Below are 24,714 nucleotides of genomic sequence, written 5' to 3'. Positions count from 1 at the left end.
GTAGCTCGCTGGGCTCATAACCCAGAGGTCGCAGGTTCAAATCCTGTCCCCGCTACTGAAGACGAAGGCCCGGATCTCATCGAGATCCGGGCCTTCGTCATGTCCGGACACGAAAAGAGCCGGGCCCGCCTGTCGGAACAGACGGGCCCGGCTCTCGCGGTTCAGGCGGTGGCGGCGCAGTTCGGGCAGATGCCGCGGTACGTCACCTCGACGCCGGAGACCATGAAGCCGTAGCGCTCGTCCGTCGGCAGGTCCGCCAGCGGGTTGCCCGCCGGATGCACGTCCCGGATCGCGCCGCACCGTGCGCACACCAGGTGGTGGTGGGGGTGGTGGGCGTTCGGGTCGTAGCGCTTGGCGCGGTGATCGGTGGAGACCTCCAGCACCTCGCCGAGGGACACCATCTCGCCGAGGGTGTTGTAGACGGTGGCGCGCGAGATCTCGGGCAGCCGGGAAACGGCCCTCGCGTGGACCTCGTCCGCCGTCAGGTGCACGTGGTCCCCGTCGAGGACCTCGGCCACGACACGCCGCTGCGCCGTCATGCGCCAGCCGCGTCCACGAAGTCGTTCCAGCAGGTCGCTCATGAAGCCCAGCCTAACAGTGGGGAACGGAAATCCCGATCGGGTGTGACTTTGGATGCTTGCTTGACTTAGACATTGTCCATTGTAGGATCGGGAACGGCATTGACCAAGGGACAGGGCTGGACAGCAACTGCTGTACAGATAGGACGCAGGAGGCGCACGTGACGCAGGGACCGCTCACTACGGAGGCCGGCGCGCCGGTCGCCGACAACCAGAACAGTGAGACCGCGGGCCCCGGCGGTCCCGTTCTCGTCCAGGACCAGGCGCTGCTGGAGAAGCTCGCCCACTTCAACCGCGAGCGCATACCGGAGCGCATCGTGCACGCCCGCGGCGCCGGCGCGTACGGCACCTTCACGCTGACCCGCGACGTCTCGGAGTGGACCCGGGCGAAGTTCCTCTCCGAGGTCGGCAAGCAGACCGAGACCTTCCTGCGCTTCTCCACCGTCGCGGGCAACCTCGGCTCCGCCGACGCCGTGCGCGACCCCCGCGGTTTCGCGCTGAAGTTCTACACCGAGGAGGGCAACTACGACCTCGTCGGCAACAACACCCCGGTGTTCTTCGTCAAGGACGCCATCAAGTTCCCCGACTTCATCCACACCCAGAAGCGCGACCCGTACACCGGCTCGCAGGAGGCGGACAACGTCTGGGACTTCTGGGGCCTGTCGCCCGAGTCGACGCACCAGGTGACCTGGCTCTTCGGTGACCGCGGCATCCCGGCCACGCTGCGCCACATGAACGGGTACGGCTCGCACACCTACCAGTGGAACAACGAGGCCGGCGAGGTCTTCTGGGTCAAGTACCACTTCAAGACCGACCAGGGCATCAGGAACCTCACCCAGGGCGAGGCCGACAAGCTCGCCGGGGAGGACCCCGACAGCCACCAGCGCGATCTGCGCGCGGCGATCGAGCAGGGCGACTTCCCGTCCTGGACGGTGCAGGTCCAGATCATGCCGGCGGCGGACGCGGCGACGTACCGCTTCAACCCGTTCGACCTCACCAAGGTGTGGCCGCACGCGGACTACCCGCCGATCGAGATCGGCAGGCTGGAGCTCAACCGCAACCCGGAGAACATCTTCGCCGAGGTCGAGCAGTCGATCTTCAGCCCCGCGCACTTCGTGCCGGGCATCGGCCCGTCCCCGGACAAGATGCTCCAGGGCCGCCTCTTCGCGTACGGCGACGCCCACCGCTACCGCGTCGGCATCAACGCCGACCACCTGCCGGTGAACCGCCCGCACGCCACCGAGGCGCGGACCAACAGCCGGGACGGCTTCCTCTACGACGGCCGTCACAAGGGCGCCAAGAACTACGAGCCGAACAGCTTCGGCGGCCCCTCCCAGACCGACCGGCCGCTCTGGCAGCCGGTCCCGGTCGCCGGCGCCACCGGCAGCACCGAGGCCCCCGGCCATGCCGAGGACAACGACTTCGTGCAGGCGGGCGACCTCTACCGGCTCTTCTCCGAGGACGAGAAGGTCCGGCTGGTCGAGAACCTCGCCGGGTTCATCGCCAAGGTCTCGCGCGACGACATCGCCGAGCGCGCGATCAACAACTTCCGCCAGGCGGACGGTGACTTCGGCAAGCGGCTGGAAACCGCGGTCCAGGCCCTTCGCGGCTGACCGGACGCCTGTCGTCGACGGTGGGCCGGATCCCCTCGCGGGGGTCCGGCCCACCGGTCGTTCCGGCCCCCGGCGGGGTCAGCCGGCCGCCGCGGCAGCCGTACGGCGGGCGGGCGCCCAGCAGCGGATGATGTCGCGCACCGACACGATGCCCACCGGGCCGTCGCCGTCCAGCACGATCAAGTGCCGGAATCCACCGTGCGTCATGGCTTCCGCGGCCTCCTCCAGGGTCCAGGCCGGGGCGGCGAACACCACGTCGGTGGTGGTGTGGGCGGACGCGGTCTCCCGGTCGGGGTCGAGCCCGGATCCGATCGCGTCGAGGATGTCGCGCTCGGTGATGATGCCGAGCCCGCAGGTGTCCGGGTCGTGGACGACAGCTGCCCCGATACGGCGGGCCGACATCAGCCGGGCCGCCTGGCGGAGCGTATGGGTGGGGCCGATGGTGAGGACCACCGTGCTCATGGCGTCACGGACGAGCATGAATCGAGCCACCTCCTCGGTGAGCCGACTCTGTGAGTCGATTCACAAGTTCACAAGTGGGGGGACTCTCAGAGTTGCACCCTTGGGGCGGGCCGACAAGGGGTGAACCGGGTGCACACCGGGGGAGTGCGCGAGCGTGTGTCGCACCCCCCCGGGGCGTCCCGCGATCAGCGGTGTCGGCTGTCGGGGCTCCGGTTCGGGCCGTGCCGGGCTCGCGGGGGCCTGCGCGATCCGAACGGAAGGCCTAGTAGCGCTGGTTGAGATAGCCCAGCAGTTCGTCGTGGAGCGGCCCGTTCGAGGCCGCCGCGTTCCCGCCGCCGGGGCCGTCCACACCGTCCAGCGAGGTGAACCGGCCACCCGCCTCCTGGACGACGATCGCGGTCGCCGCCATGTCCCACAGCGACAGCTCCGGCTCCGCGCAGATGTCCACGGAACCCTCGGCGACCATCATGTACGGCCAGAAGTCCCCGTACCCCCGCGTCCGCCAGCAGGCCCGGGTGAGGTCCAGGATTCCGTCGAGGCGGCCCTGCTCCTCCCAGCCGGACAGCGAGGAGAACGCGAACGAGGCGTCCGCGATCCGCTCCACCTTCGACACGTGCATGCGCGTCGCGGAAGTGAGGCTGCGGCCGGTGAACGCGCCCGCGCCCTTCGCCGCCCACCAGCGCCGGTTCAGCGCGGGCGCGGAGACCACGCCCACCACCGGCTGGAAGCCCTCGTCGCCCGCCTCCATCAGCGAGATCAGCGTCGCCCACACCGGCACACCGCGCACGTAGTTCTTGGTGCCGTCGATCGGGTCGATCACCCAGCGGCGCGGACCGGTGCCCTCGACCCCGTACTCCTCGCCCAGGATCGCGTCCCTCGGGCGGGCCCGATGCAGGTGGCCCCGGATCAGCTCCTCGGCGGCCTTGTCGGCCTCGCTCACCGGCGTCATGTCCGGCTTGGTCTCCACCTTCAGGTCGAGAGCCTTGAACCGGTCCATCGTCGCGGCGTCGGCGGCGTCCGCCAGTACGTGGGCGAGGCGCAGATCATCGTGGTAGTCGGGCATGCCGCCACAGTATCCAGCGCCGCCGGACGCGGGCTACAGCGCCCCTGCCGCCGCCCGGGACCTTGACAGCCTCCGCAAGCGCGTCAACTCTGAACGGCAGGATCCCGGGGCGGGGAGGCGACGATGCCGACGGCACGGCAGGCTCTGCTGGACGCCGCCCTCCGGACGCTGTCCGACCGCCCCTGGCGCGCCGTGCGCATGGTCGACGTCGCCACCCTGGCGGGCGTCTCGCGGCAGACCCTCTACAACGAGTTCGGCACCAAGAGCGGACTGGCCGGGGCCCTCATCCGGCGGGCCGCGGACGGCTATCTCGCCGGGGTGGACCGCGCTCTGACCGCCCCCGCGCCCGACCGTCCCACCGCCGTCGCGCTCTGGACGATCCGGGCCGCCCGCCAGAACCCCCTGGTCAAGGCGTTGCTCACGGGAGACTGGGCGGAAGGGCTGCCTCGCCCGGACCGGGGGCCGGGCTCCCGGGGACGCACGGGCGGGAGGCCGGCGCCGGTCCCCGAGGAACTGCTCGCGCTGGTACGGGACCGGATGGCGGCCGCGTCGCCCGGGGCCGCCGCCGGGCGCTGCGAGATCGCGTTACGCCTCGCGCTGTCCTGTGTGATCGTCCCGGTGCCGGGCGACGACGCCGCGGACAGCCGCGCGCTCCGCCTCGTCCGGGAGGCGTCGCGGCCGGCGGTGCGCGAGGGGGTGGGGCTCAGTGGGCCGAGCCGGACAGCTGGAGGCCGATCACGCCGATGATCACCAGGGAGATCGACACCAGTTTCAGCGTGGAGACCACGTCGCCGAGGAAGATCATGCCGTAGATCGCCGTCCCGGCCGCCCCGATCCCGGTCCACACCGCGTACGCCGGACCGACGTCCAGCTTCCTCAGCGCCAGGGTCAGCAGACCGAAGCTCCCGAGTGCGAACACGGCGAACGCGATCGTCGGCCAGAGGCGGGTGAATCCGTGGGAGAGCTTCAGACACACGGCGAAGCCGGTCTCCAGCAGTCCTGCGACCACGACCAGCAGCCACGCCATCGTCAGTTGCCTCCCGCATAGGTGACGGCTTCGTCCCACTCGGTGCGATTATGCCTTTGCCGGTCGTTGAAGCTCGCAAACATGCCCACGCCGTCCCGAACGATTGCGGCCGGAGCCGCCGTCAGTCGCCCTCGCGCCTCTCCCGGGTCGCGAGCAGCCGGCGCAGGGAGTCCAGGCGCGCCGGGTCGGCGTGCCCCTCGGCGACCCAGGCGTCCAGCGCGCACTCGGGCTGGTTCCCGTCGTGGGTGCAGCCGCGCGGGCAGTTCTCGGTGCCTGGCTGGAGGTCGGGGAAGGCGTTGATGACGCGGGAGGGGTCCACGTGGTGCAGCCCGAAGGACCGGACGCCCGGGGTGTCGACCACCCAGCCCCGGTCGCCCGGCAGCGGCAGCGCGAGGGCCGAGGTGGTGGTGTGCCGCCCCCGGCCGGTGACCGCGTTGACGATGCCGGTGGTCCGCCGCCGGTCCTTCGGCACCAGGGCGTTGACCAGCGTCGTCTTGCCGACCCCGGAGTGCCCGACGAAGGCGGTGACGCGGTCGTTCAGGAACTCCCGGACCCGGTCGGCCGCGTCCCCGTTCTCCAGCTCCTCGCGGCTGGTCACGATGTACGGGACGCCGAGCGGGGTGTACGCCTCCAGCAGCTTGTCCGCGGACGCGAGGTCGGACTTGGTCAGCACCAGGAGCGGGGTGAGCCCGCCGTCGTACGCCGCCACCAGGCAGCGGTCGATCATGCGCGGGCGGGGCTCCGGGTCGGCCAGGGCGGTGACGATGGCCAGCTGGTCGGCGTTGGCGACGACCACGCGCTCGTACGGGTCGTCGTCGTCCGCCGTGCGGCGCAGCACCGTGCGGCGCGGGGCGATGCGCACGATCCGGGCCAGCGTGTCCTTCTCGCCGGAGAGGTCGCCGACGATGGAGACGGTGTCGCCCACCACGGCGGCCTTGCGCCCCAGCTCGCGCGCCTTCATCGCCACCACGGTCCGGCCCTCGACGAGACAGGTGAGCCGGCCCCGGTCGACGGTGAGGACCATGCCGTCCTCGGCGTCCTCGTGCTTGGGCCGGATGTGCGTACGCGGCCGGTTGCCCTTGCGGTTGGGGCGGACGCGGATGTCGTCCTCGTCGGGGTTCTTCCCGTAGCGGCGCATGATCCCTAGGCCCCGAGCATTCCGGTCCACATGTCCGGGAAGTCCGGCAGGGTCTTGGCGGTCGTGCCCACGTTCTCGATCTCCACGCCCTTCACCGCCAGGCCGATGACCGCCCCGGCGGTGGCCATGCGGTGGTCGTCGTACGTGTGGAAGACGCCGCCGTGCAGCGGGCGCGGGCGGATGTGCAGCCCGTCGGCCGTCTCGGTGACGTCGCCGCCGAGCTCGTTGATCTCCTTGGTCAGCGCGGCCAGCCGGTCCGTCTCGTGCAGCCGCAGATGGGCGACGCCGCTCAGCGTGGAGGGGGAGTCGGCCAGGGCGGCGACCGCGGCGATGCCCGGGGTCAGCTCGCCGACCTCGCCGAGGTCCACGTCGATGCCGTGGATCCTGCCCGTACCGGTGAAGGTCAGTCCGCGCTCGGTCAGCTCGCAGCTGCCGCCCATCGCGGTGAAGATCTCGCGCAGCGCGTCACCCGGCTGGGTGGTCCGCTCCGGCCAGTCGGGGATCGTGACCCGGCCGCCGGTCACCAGGGCGGCGGCCAGGAACGGCTGGGCGTTGGAGAGATCCGGCTCGATCGTCAGGTCCCGGCCGAGCAGGGCGGAGGGGGAGACCCGCCAGACGTCTCGCTCGCCGCCCGTCTCCGGCTCGTCCACCTGGGCGCCGACGGCCCGCAGCATGTCGACGGTCATCCGGATGTGCGGCATCGAGGGGAGCGTGGATCCGGTGTGCCGGACCTCCACGCCCTGGTTGAAGCGCGGCCCCGACAACAGCAGCGCCGAGACGAACTGCGAGGACGACGAGGCGTCGATCGACACCGGGCCGCCCTCCAGCGCCCCGCCGCCGTGCACGGTCAGCGGCAGCGCCCCGCGCCCGTCGTCGTCGATCCGCGCGCCGAGCGCCCGCAGCCCCTCGATCACGCCGGTCAGCGGGCGCTCGTAGGAGCGGGGGTCGCCGTCGAAGCGGACCGGGCCGTCGGCGAGCGTGGCCACGGGCGGCAGGAAGCGCATCACGGTGCCCGCGTTGCCGACGTCGACCGTCGCCGGGCCGTGGAGCCCCGCCGGGATGACCCGCCAGGCCTCTCCCGTGCTGTCCGGGGAGGCCGCGGCGGACGGGCTGCTCGCGGACGCGGAGGAGACGGTCTCCTCGATGCCGACGCCCATGGCGCGCAGCGCGTCGGCCATGAGCAGGGTGTCGCGGGAGCGCAGCGGGCGGCGCAGCCAGCCCGGCTCGGAGGCCAGCGAGGCCAGCACGAGCGCGCGATTGGTGACCGATTTGGATCCGGGCACGGTGACGGTCGCGTCGACGGCTCCGCTCGCGTGGGGGGCGGGCCAGAGGGCGGGCTGCACGGAACTCTCGGTCATGGCCAACACTTTAGTGGCTTTGCGCCGACCCGGATCCTGGCTAAAAGGGCGGAAACCGCACCGTAACGAAAGCGTGGTACGGACCGCGGCGGCCAACCCGCCCTCACCAGCCCAGCAGCCACCTTCCGCCACCGATCAACGAGCACAGCGACACCGCGTGGAAAAGGAACAGCCACAGCACCGCCGGGGCGTGGGTGAGCCGGGCCAGCTGGTCCGCGTCGGAGTCCGGGGCCCCTCCGTAGCGCCGCTTGGACTGGAGCTCGAAGGGCGGCCGCACCCCGCCCAGCAGCAGGAACCACACCACCACGTAGGCGAACGCGGACTGCACGTCCGACGAGGTCAGCCAGGACACCAGCAGGAACGTGGTGCCGGTCAGGATGACGGTGAGGGCCCCGTAGACATTGCGGATCATCACCAGCATCACCGCGAGCAGCGCCGTCGCCACCCACAACAGCAGGGTGATCCTGCCGTTCGTCAGCAGCCAGGCGCCGCCCAGGCCCAGCAGCGAGGGGGCCGTGTAGCCCGCCGCCGCGGTGAGGATCATCCCGATCCCCGTCGGCTTGCCGCGGCTCACGGTCAGCCCGCTGGTGTCCGAGTGCAGCCGGATGCCGGAGAGCTGCCGCCCGGTGAGCAGCGCCACCAGACCGTGGCCGCCCTCGTGCGCGATGGTGATGGTGTTGCGGGCGAGCCGCCATATCGGGTTCGGTACGACCGCGATGAGCGCGAGCGTGGCCGTCACCACCACCAGCCACTGCTCCGGTGCGGACTGGGTTCCGGTCACGCGATCCCACAGATCGCCCAATTCGGTGCTGTTCATCGGCCGGGCGACTCCTTGCGGTCGGGGCGGGCGGTCGTGGCAGTCTGGCACTTATGTGCGGACGGTATGCAGCGAGTCGGAAGCCCGAGGACCTGACCGGACTCTTCGGCGTCGAGAAGTGGGAACCCACCGAGACGCTGGAGCCGGACTGGAACGTGGCGCCGACCAAAGAGGTCTACGCGGTTCTGGAGCGTCCTGTTAAAGACGCGGACGACCAGCGTCCGGTTCGCCAGCTGCGGGCACTGAAATGGGGACTCGTGCCGTCCTGGTCGAAGACCCCCGAGGGCGCCGCCCGGATGATCAACGCCCGCGCGGAGACCGTGCACGAGAAGCCCTCCTTCCGCCGCGCCTTCGCCCAGCGCCGCTGCATCCTGCCCGCCGACGGCTACTACGAGTGGGTCACCGGCTCCGAGGAACGGCAGCTGGAGGAGAAGAAGGGCAAGAAGCGGGCCCGCAAGCAGCCGTATTTCGTCACCCCGGCCGACGGGTCGGTCTTCGCGATGGCCGGTCTGTACGAGTTCTGGCGCGACACGACACTGCCCGGCGACCACGAGAACGCCTGGTGGGTGACCTGCTCGGTGATCACCACCGAGGCGGAGACCACCCCGCTGGCCGTCGCCCCCGCCGAAGGGCCCGGCGCGCTCGCCGACATCCACCCCCGGATGCCGCTGATGCTCACCGCCGACCGCTGGGACACCTGGCTGGACCCCACGCACACGGACCCCGACGAGCTGCGCGCGCTCCTCGAACCGCCGCCCGGCGGGCTGATGCGCGCCTACCCGGTCGCCACCGCCGTCAGCAACGTCCGCAACAACGGGCCCGAACTGCTGGAGGAGCTGGCCGCGCCGGAGGAGTCCACGCTGTTCTGAACCGCGGGCGGGAGAGGATGGCGCGGTGAGCCGTCAACCACGTACGCAGAACATCACCACCGACGCCGGTGAGGCCCGGATCACCTGGGTCCCCGCGTCCGCGCCGCGCCTCGTGCTCGCCGTGAGCCACGGGGCGGGCGGCGGGATCGAGGCCCGGGACCTGAAGGCGCTGGCCGCCGCCCTGCCCGGACACGGCGTCACCGTCGCCCTGGTGGAGCAGCCCTGGCGGGTGGCCGGCAAGAAGCTGGCCCCCGCCCCGAAGACCCTGGACACCGGCTGGCGCGGACTCTGGCCCACGCTCGCCGCCCCCGGGCTGCCCGTCGTCGCCGGGGGCCGCAGTGCCGGGGCCCGGGTCGCCTGCCGGACCGCCACCGAACTGGGCGCCGCGGCCGTCCTCGCGCTCAGCTTCCCGCTGCACCCCCCGGGCAAGCCCGAGAAGTCCCGCGCCGACGAACTGCTCGGCGCGGGCGTGCCCACCCTGGTGGTGCAGGGCGGCAACGACCCGTTCGGCCGACCCGCGGAATTCCCGCCCGGCTCCTACGAACTGGCCGAAGTGCCGCACGGTGACCACGGGTTCGCGGTGCCGAAAAGGTCCGGGCTGACCGAAGAGCAGGCCATGGGCATCCTCACCGGAGCGGTCACCGGGTGGCTCACGTCACTCGGATGACCTCGTGCGCCCCGGCCGCCACGGCTGCCACGCGCGTGCCGCCGGCCCCGGGAATGCTCCGCGCCGAGGCGCTGTTGTTCGGGACGTCGGTACAACAACGTCGTACGTGGAGAGGGAGTCCGTCGCATGGGTTCGACCATCTGCCCCAGTCGCTCGAACGCCGCTGACCTGGAGTGGACTGTCCTGTCTGCGGCGAGGACGAGCCACGAGCGGCCCTCCGGCGGCGGTGATCGACAGCCCGCCTCGAAGCAAGGTCGACTATTCTCCGATGCGAGCGGGTCCGGTTTCGGTTCCGCCACATCGTTGGAGGAGGTGGGTCCGGTCACTGGGACCGACACAGGGACCGACGACGGCCGTGCACCGGAGACGTCCGCCGAGCGCAACGCGCGCTTCGAGCGGGACGCCCTCGGCTTTCTCGACCAGATGTACTCGGCCGCGCTGCGCATGACGCGCAATCCGGCCGATGCCGAGGACCTGGTCCAGGAGACCTACGCCAAGGCGTACGGCTCCTTCCACCAGTTCCGTGAGGGCACCAATCTCAAGGCGTGGATGTACCGCATCCTCACCAACACCTTCATCAACTCGTACCGCAAGAAGCAGCGCGAGCCCCAGCGCAGCGCCGCCGAGGAGATCGAGGACTGGCAGCTGGCCCGGGCCGAGTCGCACATGTCGACCGGTCTGCGCTCGGCGGAGTCCCAGGCGCTCGACCATCTCCCGGACTCCGACGTGAAGTCGGCGCTCCAGGCGATTCCCGAGGAGTTCCGCATCGCCGTGTATCTCGCCGATGTCGAGGGCTTTGCCTACAAGGAGATCGCGGACATCATGGGGACTCCCATCGGTACGGTGATGTCCCGGCTGCACCGCGGCCGCCGCCAGCTGCGCGGCATGCTGGAGGACTACGCCCGTGAGCGCGGGCTCGTCGCGGCCGGTGCCGGTGACTCGGACGATCGGAAGGGCTCTACCTCATGAGCTGCGGAGAGCCGCACGAGACGGATTGCTCGGAGGTCCTCGACCATCTCTACGAGTTTCTCGACCGGGAGATGCCCGAGGGCGACTGCACCAAGTTCGAGACGCACTTCGAGGAGTGCTCCCCGTGCCTGGAGAAGTACGGCCTGGAACAGGCCGTGAAGAAGCTGGTCAAGCGCTGCTGCGGACAGGACGACGTCCCGACCGACCTGCGCTCCAAGGTGATGGGCCGGATCGACCTGATCCGGGCCGGCGAGGCCGTGCCCGATCAGGACGTGACCGTGCAGGACACGGACCGGTCGGCGACCGCCGCCGAGTAGTCACCCGAATGTGCTAATCGGATCCGTAGCGGCTCGGTGAGCCGCGCAACTCGCTAGCGTGGCGCGTCCATCGACCATGCTGGGGGCGAGTGCGGGCGTGAGGGGCACACCGGCGGCGGCGCGTGCCTGCATCCTGGCCGCCGTTCTCTGCGCGGTCTGGTCCGCGCTTCCCGTGTACGCCTCCGGGGCTCCGGTCCCGTGGGGCACGGCGGCCCTGCTGGCCGCCGTCGGGCTCGGCTGCGAGCTGGCCGGCCGCCGTTCGTCGCCCGGAGGCTCCGGACCGGTCGCCGCCGGGGCGCTCCTTCCGATCCTCCTCACCGCCGCCTTCCTGCTGCCGCCCGCGGCCGCCGCGCAGGTCGCGCTGATCGGCTCCCTGGCCGGGCGGGTGGAACAGCCGCCGTACGCGGCCCGCCGGATCTGGCGGGCCGCTCAGCTCGCCCTCACCTGCGCCGCCGCCTCCTGGGCGCACGCGGCCCTCGGCGGCCCCGCGACCCTCGGCGGCGGGGGAGCGGCCCCGGACTTTCCCCGCGCCCTGCTGCCCGCCTGCGCCGCCGCGGTCGCCTTCAGCCTGGTGCTGACCGTGCTGGACGGCGTCATCCTCGCGGCGGCGGAACGCCGGGCCGTGCACCGCAGCGCCTGCGAGCTGCTGCCGCGCGCGCTCGGACCGCACCTGGTGCACGCGCTCGCCGGCCTGATGACGGCCGTCCTGTGGCGGAGCCCGTACGGCCCCCTCTCCGCGCTCCTCGTGCTGCTGCCGATGTGCCTCTCCTGCTGGGTGTTCGCCCAGTACCACCGCGAACAGGCCGCCCACCGCGCCACCATCCGCGCCCTGGTCCACGCCGTGGACATCAAGGACACCTACACCCGGGGCCACAGTGAACGGGTCGGCCGGGCCTCCGTTCTGATCGCCCGTGAACTCGGCATGGACGAGCCCCGGGTGGAGGGCCTCCGGTTCGCCGGGATCCTGCACGACGTCGGCAAGCTCGGCGTCCCCACCCGGGTGCTGCGCAAGGACGGGCCGCTCACTCCCGAGGAGCGGCGGATCATGGAGCTGCACCCGGAGTACGGGCACGAGATCGTCCGGGGCATCGGCTTCCTGGACGAGGCGCGCGACGCGATCCTGCACCACCACGAACGGCTCGACGGCAGCGGCTATCCGCACGGGCTCAGCGGCTCGCGCATCCCGGAGTTCGCCCGGGTCGTGGCCGTCGCCGACGCCTTCGACGCGATGACCTCCACCCGCTCCTACCGCCGTGCCCGCCCAGTCTCCGCCGCGCTCGCCGAGCTGAAGCGGTGCGCGGGCAGCCAGTTCGACCCCCGGATGGTGCGGGCACTGGACCGGGCCCTGGGCCGGCACGGCTGGAGCGCCGCCGACACCGCCGTCACGGCCGACGAGCCGCGTGCGCCGGACGACGCGACGGCCGGGCCCCGCCGGAACGCGCTCCCGGCGCCGCGCGACCCCGCCGCCGCTCCCCTGCCCCGGTCGTCCCAGGGCACCCGGCCGTCCCAGGGCACTCGGCCGTCCCTGGACACCGGGCCGTCCCAGGACGCCAGGCCGTCCCCGGGCCGCCGATGAGGGCCCCGTACAGGAGCGGCCCGCCCGCCCCGGCCGTGCTCGCGGTACGCGGGGCCGCGCTGCTGCTCGCCCTCGTCGGGCTCGCCCACACCCTGGTGCACGGGCTCGCCGGGCCGGGCCACGCCCTGGCCTTCGGGCTTCTGGTCGCCGCCGGGGAGCTGGTCTGCCGGGGCGCCGCCGCCGGGGAGCGGGAGCCCGCGCCGCTCGCCGCGGCCGGGGCCCTCGCGTACGCCCTGCTCGGGGACAGCGCCGGGCGGCCGACCACGCACGGGGCGCTCCAGGTGGTCGCCGTGGTGGCCGCCGCCCAGGCGCTCGCCGCCCTGCCGCGCCTGGCGCGCGGCCGTCGCACGGACGCCGACCGGGCCGCCCGCCGGACCCTGACCGTGGGCTTCGCGGCGGTCTGCTTCCAGCCGCTGTACACCTCCGGGCAGGCCGAGCGGGTAGGGGGCGACGGGCCGTACTTCGCCCTGTTCCTGCTCGCGGTCCTGGCGCTGACCTCCCTGTGCGACGCCCTGCTGACCGCTCTCCTGACGCGTTCACGGGCCCGCAGCGAGGGGCCCGGCGCCCCGCCCCCGTACGGGTCGCTCCTGGTCGACGAGGTGCGCGCGCTCGCCGGGACCGGGACCGCGATCGGCGCGACCGGCGTCGTGATGGCGCTGGGGGTCGCGGTCGCCGGGCTCTGGGTGCTGCCCGTGCTGTGCGGGCCGCTGCTGCTCACCCAGGTCTCCGCCCGCCGGTACGCGGCCGTCCGCACGACGCGTCGGCAGACGATCGCCTCGCTCGCCCGCGCCACCGAGATCGCCGGCTACACCCCGCCCGGCCACGCCCGCCGGGTCGCCGCGCTCGCCACCGCCGTGGGGCGGGAGCTGGGTCTTACCGGGCCGCAGCTGACCGTGCTGGAGCACGCCGCCCTGATGCACGACATCGGCCAGCTCTCCCTCCTCGACCCGGTCGCCGGCGGGGCGACCGCCCGGCTGCCCGCCGCCGAGCAGCGCCGGATCGCCCTGCTCGGCGGGGCGGTGGTCCGGCGGACCGGGGTCGATCCGGCGGTCGCCGCGGTGGTGGAGCAGCAGGCCGATCCGTACCGGGATCAACTGCCCGCCGCCAGGATCGTGAGAACGGCCAACGCATACGACGACCTGTGCGGGGAATGCGTGGGCGGGCCGCTCGGCGCGCTGGAGCAGCTCAGGCTCGGCACCGGGCACGACCACCAGCCACAGGTGGTCGAGGCCCTGGGACGCGTCCTCGCGCGGGGCGGTCTGACCCCGGCCGGAGCTGGGTAACCCATGGGTAATGAGCGGGCGTCCGGCCGGGCATGGTTGGATGCGAAAGCAGAGCGGATGACGAGGGTGTCCAGTCGGGACAGGCGGGAATCGTGAGGATCTTCGGGAAGGTACGGCATCGGCCGTCCGCCTCTTGGCGGCAGGCCACGGACCGCGCGTTCACGCTGATCGGCGACGGCCGGTACGAGGACGCGGGGGCGCTGCTGACGCGCGCGGCGGATCTGGAGCCCTGGCTCTCGGAGTCCTGGTTCAATCTGGCGCTGCTGCACAAGTTCCGGCACGACTGGGAGCAGGCGCGCGCGGCGGGCCTGCGGGCGGTCGCCCTGCTGGACCGCGAGTCGGGCGCCCCGGACTGGTGGAACGTCGGGATCGCGGCCACCGCCCTCCAGGACTGGCCGCTGGCGCGGCGGGCCTGGCAGGCGTACGGCCTGAAGGTCCCCGGCGGCGGCCAGCACAGCGCGGCCACCACCGAGCCGACCGGCATGGAGCTGGGCAGCGCCGCGGTGCGGCTCTCGCCGGAGGGTGAGGCCGAGGTGGTCTGGGGCCGTCGGCTGGACCCGGCCCGGATCGAGGTGCTCTCGATCCCGCTGCCGTCCTCCGGGCGGCGCTGGGGCGAGGTCGTCCTGCACGACGGGGTGCCCAACGGCGAGCGGGTCACCGCGGCCGGGCCCTCGTATCCGGTGTTCGACGAGATCGAGCTGTGGGCGCCGTCCCCGGTGCCGACCTGGGTGGTGCTGCTGGAGGCGGCGACCGAGGACGACCGGGACGCGCTGGAGAAGCTGGCCTCGGACGCCGGGTTCGCCGCAGAGGACTGGTCCTCCTCCGTGCGGCTGCTGTGCCGGGCGTGTTCGGAGAGCCGGATGGAGAGCGACGAGGGCGACGGGGAGCACCTGGACCCGCACGACCACAGCGAGCCGGGCCACCCGGGACCGCTCGGCCACCGCACCGCGGGCGGCGGCGATCTGTGGGTCCCCGAGCGCGAGTGCGGTCTCGCGGCACCCGCCGGACTGGTGCGCGGGCTGCTGGACGGCTGGGTCGCCGACAGCCCGGACAGCCGCGAGTGGCGGGATCTCGAAGAAGTCTGCTGACCGCTGCCCGTAGGCTGTACGCGCACCGATCGCGGTGCTGCTCCTCCCGCGCTTCCCGGGTTTCGACGGGCTGCGGCGGGGTCACCGAGTTCAGGTTTTGCAGGAAGGCGTACGGCGGACATGTCGCAGCAGGAGACGGACGGGCGGATCGACGTGGACGACGAGGGGTTCATCGTCGACACCGAGGACTGTGAGGAGCGCGAGGCGGCCTACCGCGCGCGAGGCACCTCCCGTCCGATCACGGTCGTGGGCAACCCGGTGCTGCACAAGGAGTGCAAGGACGTCACCGCGTTCGACGACGAGCTGGCGCAGCTCATCGACGACATGTTCGCCAGCCAGAAGACGGCCGAGGGTGTCGGCCTGGCCGCCAACCAGATCGGCGTGGACCTGAAGGTCTTCGTCTACGACTGCCCCGACGACGACGGCAAGCGCCACACGGGCGTCGTCTGCAACCCGGTCCTGGAGGAGCTGGCCCCCGAGGCGCGGGTGCTGGACGACTCCAACGAGGGCTGCCTCTCGGTCCCGACCGCGTACGCCTCGCTCGCCCGCCCCGACTACGCGGTGGTGCGCGGCCAGGACGCCCGGGGCAACCGGATCCGGATCAAGGGCACCGGCTACTTCGCGCGCTGCCTCCAGCACGAGACGGACCACCTGTACGGCTACCTGTACATCGACCGGCTCTCCAAGCGGGAGCGCAAGGACGCGCTGCGGCAGATGGACGAGGGCACGCCGCGCTACGAGACCGTCCCGAACGACTGAGTCCGCGCCGGACGGGCCCGCCACCGACCCCCGGTGCCGGGCCCGTCCGGCGTTCAGGCGACGTCGGGCACGGCCGTGGCCGACGGGCCCCGGAAGGTCCGGCGGTAGGCGTTCGGCGTGGTGCCCAGGGATCGCACGAACTGGTGTCGCAGCGTCGCCGCCGTTCCGAAGCCCGTCTGTCCCGCGATCGTGTCGATCGTCCGGTCGGAGGTCTCCAACAGATGCTGGGCCAGCAGCACCCGCTGCCGCAGCAGCCAGCGATAGGGCGTGGTCCCGGTCTCCTGCTGGAACCTCCGGGCGAAGGTGCGCGGCGACATGTGCGCCAGCGCGGCCAGTTGCTCGACCGTCATCTCCTGGTCGAGGTGCTGCTCCATCCACGCCAGGGTGGAGCCGACCGTGTCACAGGCGTTCCGGGGCAGCGGGCGGCTGATGTACTGCGCCTGCCCGCCGTCCCGGTGCGGGGGCACCACCATGCGCCGGGCGAGGGTGTTGGCCGCGTCCTGGCCGTACTCCTGCCGGATCAGGTGCAGGCAGGCGTCGATCCCGGCGGCGGTGCCCGCCGAGCTGATCACCGGGCCCTCGTCCACGTACAGCACGTCCGGCTCGACGATCGCCTTCGGGTAGCGGCGGGCCAGCTCCGCCGCGTGCCGCCAGTGCGTGGTGCAGCGGCGGCCGTCCAGCAGTCCGGCCGCGCCGAGGACGTACGCCCCCGAGCAGACGCTCAGCACCCGTGAGCCGCGTTCCACGGCCCGGCGCAGCGCGTCCAGGACCTCCTCGGGATACTCCCGGTCCATGAAGTGGCTGCCCGCCGGCACGGCGATGAGGTCGGCCTCCTCCAATCGCTCCAGGCCGTGCGGCGTGGTGATGGTGAAGCCCGCGTGGGTGTTCAGGACGGGGCCCTCGGCGGAGACCACGGCGAAGTCGTGCACCGGCAGACCCTCCTCGCTGCGGTCGAGTCCGAACACCTCGCACAGGACGCCGAGTTCGAAGGGGTGGACCTCGTCGAGGAGAAGAGCGGCGACATTGGTCAGCATGGAGCAAGTGTGGCAGCTATTTGATGCCCGATGGCAGTCCTGCCACTGATGATTTTCGTCCGGGCGGTCCAGAGTAGAGACATGAACACATTCCTGAACTACCTGGTCGTAGCGGCACTTTTCGCCCTCGTCCTCGCGCCCGTGGCCCTCGGCGTCGCCCGCGAACGCCGCATCGACCGCCAGCTGCGGGCGGCGGAACGGGGGTGGCGGGTGGCCGGACCCCCGGAAACGGAAAGCGCCGCGCGGCCGGTCACGGCCACGCGGCGCCCTCACCTCAGGACGTGGGTCAGGGTCTAGAAGTCGTCGTCGAACCCGACCGAGCCCTCGACGGCCACCTGGTAGGCGGACGGGCGGCGCTCGAAGAAGTTCGTCAGCTCCTGGACACCCTGGAGCTCCATGAAGGAGAACGGGTTCTCCGAGCCGTACACCGTCGGGAAGCCCAGGCGGGCGAGCCGCTGGTCGGCGACGCACTCCAGGTACTGGCGCATCGACTCGGTGTTCATGCCCGGCAGGCCCTCGCCGCACAGGTCGCGGCCGAACTGCAGCTCCGCCTCGACCGCTTCCTTCAGCATGTCGGTGACCTGCTGCTCCAGCGCGTCGTCGAAGAGCTCCGGCTCCTCCTTGCGGACGGTGTCCACCACCTCGAACGCGAAGTTCATGTGCATCGTCTCGTCACGGAACACCCAGTTGGTGCCCGTGGCGAGACCGTGCAGCAGACCGCGCGAACGGAACCAGTACACGTACGCGAACGCGCCGTAGAAGAACAGCCCCTCGATGCACGCCGCGAAGCAGATCAGGTTCAGCAGGAAGCGCCGGCGGTCCGCCTTCGTCTCCAGCCGGTCGATCTTCTCGACCGAGTCCATCCACTTGAAGCAGAACTGCGCCTTCTCACGGATCGAGGGGATCTCCTCGACCGCGTCGAACGCCGCCGCCCGGTCGTCCGGGTCGGGCAGATAGGTGTCCAGCAGCGTCAGATAGAACTGGACGTGCACGGCCTCCTCGAAGAGCTGCCGCGACAGGTACAGCCGCGCCTCGGGGGAGTTGATGTGCTTGTACAGCGTCAGCACGAGGTTGTTCGAGACGATCGAGTCACCGGTCGCGAAGAACGCCACCAGTCGGCCGATCATGTGCTGCTCACCCGGCGACAGCTTCGCGAGGTCGGCGACGTCCGAGTGGAGGTCGACCTCCTCGACGGTCCAGGTGTTCTTGATCGCGTCCCGGTAGCGCTCGTAGAAGTCCGGGTAGCGCATCGGACGCAGGGTCAGCTCGAATCCCGGGTCGAGCAGGTTCTTCTCTTCGTTCGTGCTCATTACTGGCAGGCCTCGCAGGACTCGGGGTTTTCGAGAGAGCAGGCGATGGCGTCCGCGTCGGGCGCCGAAGCCTGCTGTACGGGAATGGGGGCGGCGGCCGACGCCTGGCCCGACGCGGCACGGGCGATCCGGGTCGCCGGGCGCGAACGCAGGTAGTACGTCGTCTTCAGCCCCTGCTTCCAGGCGTACGCGTACATCGAGGAGAGCTTGCCGATCGTCGGCGTCTCCAGGAACAGGTTGAGCGACTGGCTCTGGTCGAGGAACGGCGTACGGGCCGCCGCCATGTCGATCAGGCCGCGCTGCGGGATCTCCCACGCGGTGCGGTACAGCGCCCGCACGTCCTCGGGAATCCACGCGAAGCCCTGTACCGAGCCGCTGGCCTCGCGCAGCGCCTCACGGGTGCGGGCGTCCCACACGCCGAGCTTCTTCAGCTCGTCCACCAGGTAGGCGTTGACCTGGAGGAACTCTCCGCTGAGCGTCTCGCGCTTGAACAGGTTGGAGACCTGCGGCTCGATGCACTCGTACACGCCGGCGATCGAGGCGATCGTCGCCGTCGGCGCGATGGCCAGCAGCAGCGAGTTGCGCATGCCGGTCTTCGCGACCCGGGCGCGCAGGGCGTCCCAGCGCTCCGGCCAGTTCAGCTCGGTGTCGTAGTGGTCGGGGTGCAGCACACCGCGCGCGGCGCGCGTCTCGGACCAGGCCGGCAGCGGGCCCGAGCGCTCCGCGAGGTCGCAGGACGCCTCGTACGCGGCCAGCATGATCCGCTCGGAGATCTTCGTGGAGAGCGCGCGGGCCTGCGGCGAGTCGAAGGGCAGGCGCAGCTGGAAGAAGACGTCCTGGAGGCCCATGGCGCCGAGGCCCACCGGGCGCCAGCGGGAGTTGGAGTTCCCGGCCTGCTCGGTCGGGTAGAAGTTGATGTCGACGACCCGGTCGAGGAAGGTCACGGCCGTGCGGACGGTGGCGTCCAGCCGGTCCCAGTCGATCGAGCCGTTCGCCACGAAGGCGCCCAGGTTGACCGAGCCCAGGTTGCAGACGGCCGTCTCGCCGTCGTCGGTGACCTCCAGGATCTCCGTGCACAGGTTCGAGGAGTGGACGACCCGGCCCGGCTCCGCCGTCTGGTTCGCGGTCCGGTTGGAGGCGTCCTTGAACGTCATCCAGCCCTGGCCGGTCTGCGCGAGGGTCCGCATCATCCGGCCGTACAGCTCACGCGCCGGAATCGTCCTGCGGGCCAGGCCCTTGGCCTCGGCCGCCCGGTAGGCCGCGTCGAACGCGTCGCCCCAGAGGTCGACCAGCTCGGGCACGTCGGCGGGCGAGAACAGCGACCACTCGGTGTCCGCGTCGACCCGGCGCATGAACTCGTCCGGGATCCAGTGCGCCAGGTTCAGGTTGTGCGTACGCCGCTGGTCCTCGCCCGTGTTGTCGCGGAGCTCCAGGAACTCCTCGATGTCCGCGTGCCAGGTCTCCAGGTAGACCGCGGCGGCGCCCTTGCGCCGGCCGCCCTGGTTCACCGCCGCCACCGAGGCGTCCAGCGTCTTCAGGAACGGCACGATGCCGTTGGAGTGCCCGTTGGTGCCCCGGATCAGCGAACCCCGGGCGCGGATGCGGGAGTACGACAGACCGATGCCGCCCGCGTGCTTGGAGAGCCGCGCCACCTGGTGGTAGCGGTCGTAGATCGAGTCCAGCTCGTCCTTGGGCGAGTCCAGCAGATAGCAGGAGGACATCTGCGGGTGCCGGGTGCCGGAGTTGAAGAGCGTGGGGGAGGAGGGGAGGTAGTCCAGCTTGCTCATCAGCCCGTAGAGCGCGGCGACCTCGTCGAGCGCCCGGACCGACTCGTCCTCGGCGAGGCCCGCGGCCACGCGCAGCATGAAGTGCTGCGGGGTCTCGATGACCTGGCGGGTGATCGGGTGGCGCAGCAGGTAGCGGCTGTGCAGCGTACGGAGACCGAAGTAGCCGAAGCGGTCGTCGGCGCCCTCGGCCAGCGTCCGCTCCACCAGCTCGTCCAGCGCCTTCGCGTGCAGCTCCACGAACGCGGCGGTGCGGTCGGCGATCAGGCCCTCGCGGTGGCCCACGGCGACCGAGGCGGAGAAGTGCGTCGCGCCCTGACCGGCTGCCTCGTCCGCGATCGTGCGGGTCAGCAGCCGGGCGGCCAGCCGGGAGTACGCCGGGTCCTCGGAGATCAGCCCCGCGGAGGCCTCGGTGGCCAGCGAGCGCAGTTCGGCCTCGTCGGAACGGGCGTTGCGCCCGCGCAGCGCGGCGGCGGCGACCCGTCCGGGGTCTGTGTCGGGAAGATCGACGGTGAGGTCCGTCAGGGTCCGCAGCAAGGCGGTCCCGGGTCCGTCGTTCGTGCCTTCGCCGGACGTGGTGGAGGCAGCGGATTCGGTGGCTGAAACCGGATCGGCGGGCGCGATGGTCACTGGGCTTTCCCTCGCTCGGCAGGGGGCCGGCGGAAGGCGGGGAAGCCGGGCAGCGCGAAACCCCGGGCAGGGCAGCACAGCTGACGGCGTCCACCGGCCTATCCGCGAGGCCCGGACGTCTGGCGTCCGGTTCGGTCGAGCCGGACGCGCTGTCGACAGGTCTTCGGACTTGCGGGTGCGCAAAAGCGCACTGATCACACCGTTGCGGGACAGTTCCGGATTCGCACCGGATTCCCCTGCGACGACAGCGAGGTCGAGCATACATGTGGGGGCCGCCAGATGCTGCGGCCCCCACATGTTGTGTCGCGTCGATTTCCTACGCCCCTCAGGACGCCGCCCTCAGCTCCAGCCGGAAGGTCATGAGGCGTAGGCCCGGCACCGGCTCCCAGTCCCGTTCGGGGGTTCGCAGAAAGCCGAGCCGACGGTAGATCCTATGGGCTGAGAGCATGGCCGGCTGCGTCGACAGGACCAGAGCCCGGACGCCATCGGCGGACTGGGCCCGCTGGACGCACGCCCGCACGAGCGCCTCTCCCACGCCCCGTCCGCGCCCCGCGCGGGCCACGGCCAGCATCCGGAATTCGGCCTCGTCCGGACCGGCGATGTCCCGCCACGGAGTGCCGGGAGGGGCATACGTCACACCCCCGAGCACCACCCCGTCCGCGTCGAGCGCGACCAGCACCTCCGCCTCGGCCGCCCGCTGCTCCACCGCCCGCAGCTTGAGCAGATACGGATCCTGCGGGCCGTCCAGCAGATCGTCGCCGAGATACGCCTCGGCGACGATCCCGCCGAGCACGGCGTACTCGGCGGGTTCCGCCACCCTGATCGTCAGATCCATCAGCCGCTCGCTCCCACCTCGTTGTTCGGTGCGCCGTCGCCCACCGGGGGCAGATCGCCGCGTTCGACCGGCTGCCGCCCGGCGACCTCTCCGGCCGGCGGCAGCACCTGGTCCAGCTCGTAGTCGTCGGCGCGGTGAGCGGCCCGCGCCGCCGACCGCAGCGTCGCCCGGTCCACCTCTTCGCGCGGCCCGCTCAGCGTGACCACGAGTCCGCCCTGTTCCCGGGCGTACGCGTGGCCCGACTCCGTGGCCCGGTACCACTGTTCGCCGTCCCGCTCGCACGTCACCAGGGGCTCCTGACCGCCCGCGGGCGCGGAGCCGTCCGTACAGTCGGCCTCGCCGTGCGGGAGACGTTCCACCGACAGCTGGATCCGGCCGCCGTTCGGCTCGGTGTACACGCTGCCGAACCCGTCGTCGCCGAGCACCCCGACCGACTGGCGCGCCAGGGCGTAGCCCGGGGCCTCGGTCACCCACACATGCTCCGTGACGGTCTGCACGGCCGCCGCCCGCGCCTCCAGCTCCGCCCGGTCGGGCGCCGGGGCGTCCGAGCCGCTGCGGCCCGCCGCCTTCGCGTCGGGCGCCGGTTCGGTGCCGCAGCCCGTCGCCGCCAGGGCCAGTGCCAGCGTCAGGGCCAGGAGGGCGGGCCGGAGTCGGGGCGATCGGGAGGGCGGCGTCATGGGCACATCCTTTCGTACGCCGAGTGCTCCGCGCACCGGGAAACCGAACGGCGGCCAGCCCGCACGAGGACGCGGGAAGGGGCCGCCGCGCCCGGGAAGGGGTGCGGCGGCCCCGATCGGCCGACGGTGCTCAGCAGCAGCGGAAGCCCTCGCGGGGGTCCGCCTCGCGGGCGTCCGTACGGCTGCGTTCGAAGGCGCGGCGGGTCATCACCGGTGCGTCCGGATCGTGCGCCCTCGCGTGCGCCAGATAGCGGTCGTACGTGGACTCGCCGGTCAGCTCACGGACGTACCAGCGGATCCGTCCCGCCACCCGCCGTACGTCCGCGACCGTCATGTCCGGCTCCCCGTCTTGGCCGCCTCCTTGCGGATGCCGCCCTCGGGGCCGACGCCCGCCGCGAGGAGTTCGGCCTTCTCCTCCTTGGTCGCGATGAGCGAGGCCGGCGCGACGAGCTTGGACTCCACGTACGGCGTCTCGTGGAGCTTGACGCTCTCCGGGTCGCGGATGGCCTTGTAGCAGACCCGCCCGGCGTCCACGAGCACCACGATGATGAGGAGTGCGAAGAGCGCGCTCAGCACCCCGTCGACGGTGGAGTTGGTGACGACGGTCCGCATCTCCTCCATGTTCTTCGCGGGGGCCAGCACCTCTCCCGCGTCGATGCCCGCCTGGTACTTGTCGCGCTGGGCGAAGAAGCCGACCTTCACGTCCTCGGAGAAGATCTTCTGCCAGCTCGCGGTGAGCGTGACCGCCACGTCCCAGGCGAGCGGCACCGCGGTGACCCACGCCCACTTCAGACGCCCGGACTTGACGAGCAGGGTGGTGCAGACGGCCAGCGCGACGGCGGCCAGCAGCTGGTTGGCGATGCCGAAGAGCGGGAAGAGCTGGTTGATGCCGCCCAGCGGGTCGTGCACGCCGACCCAGAGGAAGTAGCCCCAGCCGCCGACCACGACGGCGCTGGCGAACCAGACGCCCGGCTTCCAGCTGACCTCGCGGAACGGCTTGTAGGCGTTGCCCAGCATGTCCTGGAGCATGAAGCGGCCGACCCGGGTGCCGGCGTCCACGGTGGTGAGGATGAAGAGCGCCTCGAACATGATGGCGAAGTGGTACCAGAACGCCTTCATGCCCGCCCCGCCGATCACCGCGGAGAAGATCTCCGCCATGCCGAGCGCGAAGGTGGGCGCGCCGCCGGTCCGGGAGAGGAGGCTCTGCTCCTCGACGTCCTTGGCGGCCTGGGCCAGGGCGTCCGGGGAGATGGTGAAGCCGAAGTTGGCGACGGCCTCGGAGGCGGACTGGACGCTGTCGCCGATCACGCCGACGGGCGCGTTGATGGCGAAGTAGAGGCCGGGGTCGATGATGCAGGCCGCGATCATCGCCATGATCGCCACGAACGACTCGACCAGCATGGCGCCGTAGCCGATCATCCGGATCTGCGTCTCCTTCTGGACCATCTTCGGCGTGGTGCCGGAGGAGACCAGGGAGTGGAAGCCGGAGAGCGCGCCGCAGGCGATGGTGATGAAGACGAACGGGAACATCGAGCCGGCGAAGACCGGGCCCGAGCCGCTGGAGGCGAAGTCGGTGACCGCGGGCATCTTCAGGGTCGGCAGCGCGACGATCACGCCCAGGGCCAGCAGCCCGATCGTGCCGACCTTCATGAAGGTGGAGAGGTAGTCGCGCGGGGCCAGCAGCAGCCACACGGGGAGCACGGAGGCGAGGAACCCGTACGCGATCATCCAGATGACCAGCGTGCCCGGCTCCAGCGTGAAGAAGTCCGCCCACGAGGACTCGGCGACCCAGCCGCCCGAGACGATCGCGAGCAGCAGCAGCGCGACGCCGATGACGGAGACCTCACTGACCTTCCCGGGCCGCAGGATGCGCAGATAGACGCCCATGAAGAGGGCGATGGGGATCGTCATGCCGATGGAGAAGACGCCCCAAGGCGAGTGCGCGAGCGCGTTCACGATCACCAGCGCGAGGACCGCGAGCAGGATGATCATGATGATGAAGACCGCGACCAGGGCGGCGATCCCGCCGACCGGGCCTATCTCGTCGCGCGCCATCTGGCCGAGCGAACGGCCGTTGCGGCGAGTGGAGAAGAAGAGCGTCACCATGTCCTGGACGGCGCCCGCGAAGATGACGCCGACGACGAGCCAGATCGTGCCCGGCAGATAACCCATCTGCGCGGCGAGCACAGGCCCGACCAGCGGGCCCGCGCCCGCGATGGCGGCGAAGTGGTGGCCGAACAGGACCCGGCGGTCGGTGGGGTGGAAATCGACCCCGTTGTCCAGGAGTTCGGCGGGGGTCGCGCGGTTCTTGTCCGCCTTCAGGACCCGGTTGGCGATGAACCGGGAGTAGAAGCGGTACGCGATGGCGTACGAGCCGAGGGCCGCCGCCAGCATCCAGGCGGCGGAGACCTCCTCACCCCGGGAGAGCGCGAGGGTGGCCCAGCCGATGGCGCCGACCAGGGCCACCAGACTCCAGACGGCTATGGACTTCGGGGTCGGCGACCGTCGTCCCGGTGCTGGTGGAACCGGTGGTGCTGATGTGGGCGATTCCGGCATATCGATCCGTCCCCTCGCGCGATCACTTGTCGTAACGTGCGCGAAATCTAAGTGGTGCGACCGCTTGGAGGAACCCCTGTCCGCATACCGGTCGCGCATCGCCGATGTCTCCACCGAAGTTCCGCGGTTACGACACGGATGGGAGGGCGTATCGGTTCACGCGATCCGGCTCCGCCTGGGATGACCGAAAACGGGCGGTGGGGGGGGGGGGGGTTGCCCCGCGCCCCCCCCCTGTTGGGGCGCCGGCCCAGGCTGCGCCCGCCCCAGGGGGGGGGGCCCCCAGGATGTGAGGGAGGCCCGGGGC

General features: G+C 71.7%; 25 protein-coding genes and 1 riboswitch. Of the genes, 11 read left to right on the top strand and 14 right to left on the bottom strand.

All coding sequences use genetic code 11. The features are described 5' to 3' along the window. Nucleotides 1-161 precede the first annotated feature (161 nt). Nucleotides 162-581 carry a Fur family transcriptional regulator gene (locus tag ACFWRV_RS29450; RefSeq protein WP_384338799.1) on the bottom strand — a complete coding sequence of 140 codons (420 nt, stop codon included), beginning with the start codon at nt 579-581 and terminating at the stop codon, nt 162-164. Nucleotides 582-739: 158 nt separating this feature from the next. On the opposite strand from ACFWRV_RS29450, the gene ACFWRV_RS29445 reads away from it, so the two are divergent. Continuing rightward, nucleotides 740-2,191: a catalase gene (locus ACFWRV_RS29445; RefSeq protein WP_384338797.1), complete on the top strand. Its 1,452-nt coding sequence runs from the start codon at nt 740-742 to the stop codon at nt 2,189-2,191. A gap of 78 nt (nt 2,192-2,269) precedes the next feature. Here ACFWRV_RS29445 and ACFWRV_RS29440 read toward each other — a convergent pair whose 3' ends face one another. Beyond that, a complete protein-coding gene (locus ACFWRV_RS29440; RefSeq protein ID WP_384338796.1) occupies nt 2,270-2,671 on the bottom strand; it encodes a cyclic nucleotide-binding/CBS domain-containing protein in 402 nt (133 codons plus the stop codon). A 244-nt stretch (nt 2,672-2,915) separates the two neighbouring features. Continuing rightward, nucleotides 2,916-3,716: a histidinol-phosphatase gene (hisN, locus tag ACFWRV_RS29435; RefSeq protein ID WP_384338795.1), complete on the bottom strand. Its 801-nt coding sequence runs from the start codon at nt 3,714-3,716 to the stop codon at nt 2,916-2,918. Nucleotides 3,717-3,839: 123 nt separating this feature from the next. Here hisN and ACFWRV_RS29430 point away from each other — a divergent pair, with 123 nt between their 5' ends. Then, nucleotides 3,840-4,463, top strand: a complete 624-nt coding sequence (locus ACFWRV_RS29430) for a TetR/AcrR family transcriptional regulator (protein WP_384338793.1) — start codon at nt 3,840-3,842, stop codon at nt 4,461-4,463. On the opposite strand, the gene ACFWRV_RS29425 is transcribed toward ACFWRV_RS29430, so the two are convergent. The 4 genes from ACFWRV_RS29425 to ACFWRV_RS29410 form a co-directional block, all read right to left on the bottom strand. Beyond that, the gene (locus ACFWRV_RS29425; protein WP_030576828.1) at nt 4,420-4,743 is read right to left on the bottom strand and encodes a multidrug efflux SMR transporter; all 324 of its coding nucleotides are present in this window, start codon (nt 4,741-4,743) and stop codon (nt 4,420-4,422) included. The two genes, ACFWRV_RS29430 and ACFWRV_RS29425, sit on opposite strands and share 44 nt — an antisense overlap. Nucleotides 4,744-4,864: 121 nt before the next feature. Next, a complete protein-coding gene (gene rsgA / locus ACFWRV_RS29420; RefSeq protein ID WP_384338791.1) occupies nt 4,865-5,881 on the bottom strand; it encodes a ribosome small subunit-dependent GTPase A in 1,017 nt (338 codons plus the stop codon). A gap of 5 nt (nt 5,882-5,886) precedes the next feature. Continuing rightward, nucleotides 5,887-7,239 carry a 3-phosphoshikimate 1-carboxyvinyltransferase gene (gene aroA, locus ACFWRV_RS29415; RefSeq protein ID WP_384338790.1) on the bottom strand — a complete coding sequence of 451 codons (1,353 nt, stop codon included), beginning with the start codon at nt 7,237-7,239 and terminating at the stop codon, nt 5,887-5,889. Nucleotides 7,240-7,342: 103 nt separating this feature from the next. Beyond that, nucleotides 7,343-8,056 (bottom strand): M50 family metallopeptidase, encoded by a 714-nt coding sequence (locus tag ACFWRV_RS29410; protein ID WP_384338789.1) that lies wholly within the window; start codon nt 8,054-8,056, stop codon nt 7,343-7,345. Nucleotides 8,057-8,109: 53 nt separating this feature from the next. Here ACFWRV_RS29410 and ACFWRV_RS29405 point away from each other — a divergent pair, with 53 nt between their 5' ends. The 8 genes from ACFWRV_RS29405 (at nt 8,110) to def (ending at nt 15,584) form a co-directional block, all read left to right on the top strand. Continuing rightward, nucleotides 8,110-8,925 carry an SOS response-associated peptidase gene (locus tag ACFWRV_RS29405; protein ID WP_384338787.1) on the top strand — a complete coding sequence of 272 codons (816 nt, stop codon included), beginning with the start codon at nt 8,110-8,112 and terminating at the stop codon, nt 8,923-8,925. A gap of 25 nt (nt 8,926-8,950) precedes the next feature. Next, nucleotides 8,951-9,592 (top strand): alpha/beta family hydrolase, encoded by a 642-nt coding sequence (locus ACFWRV_RS29400; protein ID WP_384338785.1) that lies wholly within the window; start codon nt 8,951-8,953, stop codon nt 9,590-9,592. Between the two features lie 312 nt (nt 9,593-9,904). Then, complete coding sequence (locus ACFWRV_RS29395) at nt 9,905-10,561, top strand: sigma-70 family RNA polymerase sigma factor (protein ID WP_204164302.1); 657 nt, start codon at nt 9,905-9,907, stop codon at nt 10,559-10,561. Then, the gene (rsrA, locus tag ACFWRV_RS29390; RefSeq protein WP_030716680.1) at nt 10,558-10,878 is read left to right on the top strand and encodes a mycothiol system anti-sigma-R factor; all 321 of its coding nucleotides are present in this window, start codon (nt 10,558-10,560) and stop codon (nt 10,876-10,878) included. Before ACFWRV_RS29395 ends, rsrA begins: the two co-directional genes overlap by 4 nt. Nucleotides 10,879-10,975: 97 nt before the next feature. Beyond that, nucleotides 10,976-12,454: an HD-GYP domain-containing protein gene (locus tag ACFWRV_RS29385; protein ID WP_384338784.1), complete on the top strand. Its 1,479-nt coding sequence runs from the start codon at nt 10,976-10,978 to the stop codon at nt 12,452-12,454. Then, nucleotides 12,451-13,737 (top strand): HD-GYP domain-containing protein, encoded by a 1,287-nt coding sequence (locus ACFWRV_RS29380; protein WP_384338783.1) that lies wholly within the window; start codon nt 12,451-12,453, stop codon nt 13,735-13,737. Before ACFWRV_RS29385 ends, ACFWRV_RS29380 begins: the two co-directional genes overlap by 4 nt. A 92-nt stretch (nt 13,738-13,829) precedes the next feature. Further along, entirely contained in the window at nt 13,830-14,825 is a 996-nt protein-coding gene (locus tag ACFWRV_RS29375; RefSeq protein ID WP_384338781.1) for a tetratricopeptide repeat protein, read from the top strand. Between the two features lie 120 nt (nt 14,826-14,945). After that, a complete protein-coding gene (def, locus tag ACFWRV_RS29370) occupies nt 14,946-15,584 on the top strand; it encodes a peptide deformylase (protein ID WP_384338780.1) in 639 nt (212 codons plus the stop codon). A 53-nt stretch (nt 15,585-15,637) separates the two neighbouring features. Here the strand turns inward: def and ACFWRV_RS29365 are convergent, their stop codons facing one another. Continuing rightward, on the bottom strand, nt 15,638-16,618 hold the full coding sequence (locus tag ACFWRV_RS29365) for a GlxA family transcriptional regulator (RefSeq protein WP_384338778.1): 981 nt from the start codon (nt 16,616-16,618) through the stop codon (nt 15,638-15,640). Between the two features lie 81 nt (nt 16,619-16,699). Between ACFWRV_RS29365 and ACFWRV_RS29360 the strand changes: the two genes are divergently transcribed. Next, entirely contained in the window at nt 16,700-16,915 is a 216-nt protein-coding gene (locus ACFWRV_RS29360; RefSeq protein ID WP_384338776.1) for a hypothetical protein, read from the top strand. Here the strand turns inward: ACFWRV_RS29360 and ACFWRV_RS29355 are convergent. The 6 genes from ACFWRV_RS29355 to ACFWRV_RS29330 all read right to left on the bottom strand — a co-directional run bounded on the left by ACFWRV_RS29355 (nt 16,912) and on the right by ACFWRV_RS29330 (nt 24,410). After that, a complete protein-coding gene (locus ACFWRV_RS29355; RefSeq protein ID WP_384338774.1) occupies nt 16,912-17,928 on the bottom strand; it encodes a ribonucleotide-diphosphate reductase subunit beta in 1,017 nt (338 codons plus the stop codon). The genes ACFWRV_RS29360 and ACFWRV_RS29355 overlap by 4 nt on opposite strands. Further along, entirely contained in the window at nt 17,928-20,342 is a 2,415-nt protein-coding gene (locus ACFWRV_RS29350) for a ribonucleoside-diphosphate reductase subunit alpha (RefSeq protein ID WP_384338772.1), read from the bottom strand. The genes ACFWRV_RS29355 and ACFWRV_RS29350 overlap by 1 nt, the downstream gene beginning before the upstream one ends. A gap of 136 nt (nt 20,343-20,478) precedes the next feature. After that, nucleotides 20,479-20,615, bottom strand: a riboswitch (cobalamin riboswitch). 52 nt (nt 20,616-20,667) lie between these two features. After that, nucleotides 20,668-21,177 (bottom strand): GNAT family N-acetyltransferase, encoded by a 510-nt coding sequence (locus ACFWRV_RS29345; protein WP_384338771.1) that lies wholly within the window; start codon nt 21,175-21,177, stop codon nt 20,668-20,670. Further along, the gene (locus ACFWRV_RS29340; protein ID WP_384338769.1) at nt 21,177-21,854 is read right to left on the bottom strand and encodes a hypothetical protein; all 678 of its coding nucleotides are present in this window, start codon (nt 21,852-21,854) and stop codon (nt 21,177-21,179) included. Before ACFWRV_RS29340 ends, ACFWRV_RS29345 begins: the two co-directional genes overlap by 1 nt. A 130-nt stretch (nt 21,855-21,984) precedes the next feature. Then, nucleotides 21,985-22,188 (bottom strand): YbdD/YjiX family protein, encoded by a 204-nt coding sequence (locus ACFWRV_RS29335; RefSeq protein ID WP_384338767.1) that lies wholly within the window; start codon nt 22,186-22,188, stop codon nt 21,985-21,987. After that, on the bottom strand, nt 22,185-24,410 hold the full coding sequence (locus ACFWRV_RS29330) for a carbon starvation CstA family protein (protein WP_384338765.1): 2,226 nt from the start codon (nt 24,408-24,410) through the stop codon (nt 22,185-22,187). Before ACFWRV_RS29330 ends, ACFWRV_RS29335 begins: the two co-directional genes overlap by 4 nt. Nucleotides 24,411-24,714: the final 304 nt, after the last annotated feature.

It is taken from the genome of Streptomyces sp. NPDC058576 (genome assembly GCF_042718715.1).
Taxonomy (GTDB): domain Bacteria; phylum Actinomycetota; class Actinomycetes; order Streptomycetales; family Streptomycetaceae; genus Streptomyces.
The sequence above is the reverse complement of the archived record's forward strand: the minus strand, read 5'-3'. Positions and strand labels throughout refer to the sequence as shown.